2 protein-coding genes, 1 rRNA gene and 1 pseudogene are annotated in these 4,172 nt (G+C 42.9%); 2 read left to right on the forward strand and 2 right to left on the reverse strand.

The annotated features are described in order from the left end of the window. Positions 1-65 (reverse strand): 16S ribosomal RNA (locus AZH43_RS18740); the annotation flags it as partial. 1,414 nt (positions 66-1,479) lie between these two features. Further along, on the reverse strand, positions 1,480-2,712 hold the full coding sequence (gene tyrS / locus AZH43_RS16775) for a tyrosine--tRNA ligase (protein ID WP_106386954.1): 1,233 nt from the start codon (positions 2,710-2,712) through the stop codon (positions 1,480-1,482). A gap of 63 nt (positions 2,713-2,775) precedes the next feature. On the opposite strand from tyrS, the gene AZH43_RS16780 reads away from it, so the two are divergent. Both AZH43_RS16780 and AZH43_RS18985 read left to right on the forward strand, forming a co-directional pair. Next, complete coding sequence (locus tag AZH43_RS16780; protein WP_067672234.1) at positions 2,776-3,903, forward strand: anhydro-N-acetylmuramic acid kinase; 1,128 nt, start codon at positions 2,776-2,778, stop codon at positions 3,901-3,903. Between the two features lie 118 nt (positions 3,904-4,021). Next, positions 4,022-4,172: pseudogene (locus tag AZH43_RS18985) on the forward strand (transporter); the annotation flags it as partial.

A 4,172-nucleotide genomic window follows, 5' to 3' on the forward strand; every position in this document is an offset into this window, starting at 1 on the left:
TCGACTTGCATGTGTTAAGCCTGCCGCCAGCGTTCAATCTGAGCCATGATCAAACTCTTCAGTTTAAAATCAGTAGTGCCTTAAAGGACACCAATCTTGGCTCATCAATTTTCTGACAAATATTTCTCAAATAAACTTCGAGTAATTTCTACCATCAATCAATGAAAATAATTTCGATCGATCAACCAGTAAAAATCCACACAAGTTGTTCTTCATAATCTCTTAATGATCTTCTTAATACCTCGTCAGTATTAAGAGCTGGACTTCGATACACTTAACAACTCAGCGCTTCGCGCTTCGTTCGTTTCCGTCTATCTCGTCGGTATGGGTGCATTCTAGAGGATTTCAGAATCATTGCAACCCCTAATTAACGATATTCTTAACGTATGTATTTTTTTTCTACAAATTTGGCAAAAAACTTGTGTTTTCATCTATTTTTTAACCGTTTTCAGCAAATATTCTTTATTTGTTTGAATTTTTTTTTATAAATATTGGTATTTTTGAAAAAATTTACTCTTAACCCAAATAAGCAAATGCAGGGGACTCACCTAATATAGCAGCAACAGATAAACAAATGCATGGTCCGTCATGATGGCTGCCTTCAAAATGGCTTTTAGTCCGGAGAATATGTAGAACCGCATATCTATTGCCGTATATGGCCTTTTATTTGAATGTCCTGCCAGACGGATGCTTATATGCTTATGCAGATTTCCCTCCAATGACATAATGCCAAGCCAGAGCATCTATTATAAGCAACAGCTATTCAGCCGCTTGATTGATGCTTTGGAAATTTTCTCAATTACTTAAAGGAATGATACAGAACAAACCCAGTCTATTTGGCTATTAATTTTTTACACCACCTAACCAAAGACATTACGCTTAACTTAATAAGCTGAAAAATTACAGCAGTACTGTATTTAGCGAATGCAGAGATTCGATTGCGGCTATTATTAACAGTTCACGCCATTACAGAGCAGCTGACCTGAATACTGCCGAAATACATTCTGCAAAAATCATTTTTATTCAATACAAGAAACATCCCGCCCAAAGATCAATGAATAACTATAAAGAAAACAAGGCAAGGGTTAGGCAATTTATGCAGGAATAAGAAATTCAGCCAATAAAAAAGGAAGAGATCTCTCCCAAAATCTCTTCCTTGGAGTTGAATCTTTACTCGATCCATCGCTGTTATTATAGTTATTTTTCAAAATATTAAAAAAAGTCCCTTGGGGAAGAGACTGAAAAACTTGTGGAGTTTCTGCTATTTCTACCCTCTAGATCTATTTTGCATAAAATCTCTAGATGGATAAACTCTATACATAACAGAAATAAAATGCAATACATTTGGGAAAATTTAACTCTTGTTTTTATAAGGTTTTTTCTGAATTTGCTTATTTGATTTATGAATATAACAATTCTAAAAAAAAGCAGGCCGAAGCCTGCTTTTTTATCAATAACTTAAATGAATTTCAGAATGGATTAATCAACAAAAATAACTTTAGCAATCGCCTTTTTGCTGGCCTGCACAATTAAAGTCTTATTTTCTGACACAGAATATCCTGCATCTACCACTTCCCAGTCCACCTTCACCGCACCGCGGCCTAAGGCATCTTTTGCTTGCGCTGCGTTTTTGGTCAAGCCCGATTCGCGTAAAATAGAGGTAATGAATATTTCACCGCCAAACTCACCGCGGGAAATCGTCACTTCCGGTGTGCCTTCTGGCAATTCACCCTCAGTAATCAAATTGCCTGCACCTTTATGCGCATGCGCCGCAGCCTCTGCGCCATGGAAACGCTCAACCAGTTCCAGCGCCAGAATTTTTTTAACTTCTTGCGGGTTGCGGCCCTCAGCCACCTCTTTCAGCAAGACTTGAATCTCTTCAATCGATTTAAAGCTTAACAGATCAAAGTAACGCTCAATCAAGCTGTCCGGCATAGACAGGACTTTTTGGTACATCGCGCCCGGCGCGTCAAATACGCCAATATAGTTGCCTAGAGATTTAGACATCTTATTCACGCCATCCAGGCCTTCAAGAATAGGCACGGTAATGCACACTTGCGCTTCCTGATCAAAACGGCCCTGCAAAGTGCGGCCCATCAGCAAGTTAAAGGTTTGGTCTGTCCCGCCCAGCTCAACATCCGCTTCCAGCGCAATAGAGTCATAGCCTTGCACCAAAGGATACAAAAACTCATGAATAGCAATTGGCTGATGATTATTGTAACGCTTGGTGAAGTCATCGCGCTCCAGCATGCGCGCCACAGTCTGCTGAGACGCCAGCTGAATGAGATCCGCCGCAGTTTTCTCTGCAAACCATTCAGAATTAAAACGTACTTTGGTTTTATTCGGATCAAGAATTTTAAAAACCTGCTCTTGATACGTTTTTGCGTTTTCAAGCACTTGTTCGCGTGACAACGGCGGACGGGTTGCGCTTTTTCCAGTCGGATCGCCGATCATGGCTGTATAATCACCGATCAGGAAAGTGACATCATGTCCCAAATCTTGAAAAACTTTCAATTTATTGATTAATACTGTATGACCCAAGTGCAAATCTGGCGCTGTAGGATCAAAGCCCGCTTTAATTTTAAGGGGACGGTTCTCTTTCAGTTTTTTAAGAAGATCTTCCTCAGAAATAATTTCATGAGTGCCTCGTTGGATGAGGGCAAGTTGTTCTTCAGCCGGCAGGAAATTTGACATCACAAAACCCAAACACATCAGTTATTCAATTTGTGCGATATACTAACACTTTTTCAGCACATTGCAGGCTTAAGAATAATCATGACCGAGATCTATATTGGAGTGATGACCGGCACCAGCATGGATGGTGTCGACATTGCCGCTGCTTCTTTTGATCCGCTGCAGCTGCATGCCACACTCACTCTGGCATTTGATCCCGACCTGCGTGATGAACTCATGGCGCTGACCCTGCCCGGCGACAATGAAATAGACCGCATGGGGCAAGCCGATGTCGCGCTGGCCAAAATGATCGGCAGCGGCATTAACCGCCTCATTGAAGAAAATCAGTTAGACCGCGACAAAATCAAAGCCATCGGCTCTCACGGCCAAACCATCCGCCATCGTCCTGAACATGGCTTTACCCTGCAAATTGGTGACCCGAACATTATTGCCGAAATTACTAAAATTCAGGTCATCTCAGACTTCCGGCGCCGCGATATGGCTGCCGGCGGTCAAGGCGCGCCCTTAGTCCCCGCTTTTCATCAGGATCTATTCCAGCACCCAAGCATTCACCGCGTGATTTTGAATTTAGGCGGCATCGCCAATGTCAGCTTACTGCCTGCAGGCAATCCTGATGCGGTATACGGCTTTGATACCGGGCCAGCCAACATTTTAATGGATGCTTGGTGCCACCGCTATACAGGCCAGCCTTATGATGAAAATGGCAATTGGGCCGCTTACGGAACTCCTGTCCGCAGCCTTTTAGACCGCCTGCAGGCGCATGAGTTCTTTTCCAAAGAACCGCCGAAAAGCACAGGGCGCGAAGATTTCAATTTAGAGTGGCTGGATGAGCAGATTCTGGATTGGCAGAATGATCATGAATATGACGAATTGGAAAATACCCCAGAAAATATTCAAGCAACGTTAATGAAGCTGACAACACGCGCCATTAAAAAAGCCATTTACCGCTCAGGCATGGATACCGGCGAAGTCTATGTCTGCGGCGGCGGCGCGTATAATTCACATCTGCTGGAGCAGCTGCGCTGGCGGCTGCGCAAACATCAATGGACCGTGCAAAGCACAGGTGATTTAGGCCTCAGTCCAACTTGGGTTGAAGCCACCGCTTTTGCCTGGCTGGCGATGCGCTTTATGCATCAGCTCGCAGGCAATTTACCCGCAGTAACCGGCGCTGCCGGCTACCGCGTATTAGGTACAATTACAGCAGCTTAAGTATTTTTCAAGACTGTAAAAAAAACCTCCTATATAAAGGAGGTTTTTTTAGCAATAAAATTTCCTTTTCTTCTTAAAAGGAAGGAACTTGGGAAAGGAGGCTTAATGATAAAGACGCTCTCAAAACCTTTCATTTATTTTTGGATATCAGCCGACTGAAAATTTCAATTTTTATGCTGGCCCTGTTTATCAAACCGTGAAAGGCAATGTTCAATTACGTGGCGCAGCATACGGCGGTGTAACAGCATTCGGTGGTTATAATGCTAACA

This window comes from Acinetobacter pragensis (assembly GCF_001605895.1).
Taxonomy (GTDB): Bacteria; Pseudomonadota; Gammaproteobacteria; order Pseudomonadales; family Moraxellaceae; genus Acinetobacter; species Acinetobacter pragensis.

Coding starts and splice junctions, on each gene's coding strand:
- tyrS (WP_106386954.1), bottom strand. CDS start 2,712: ATGTGTTTGGGTTTTGTGATGTCAAATTTCCTGCCGGCTGAAGAACAA.
- AZH43_RS16780 (WP_067672234.1), top strand. CDS start 2,776: ATGACCGAGATCTATATTGGAGTGATGACCGGCACCAGCATGGATGGT.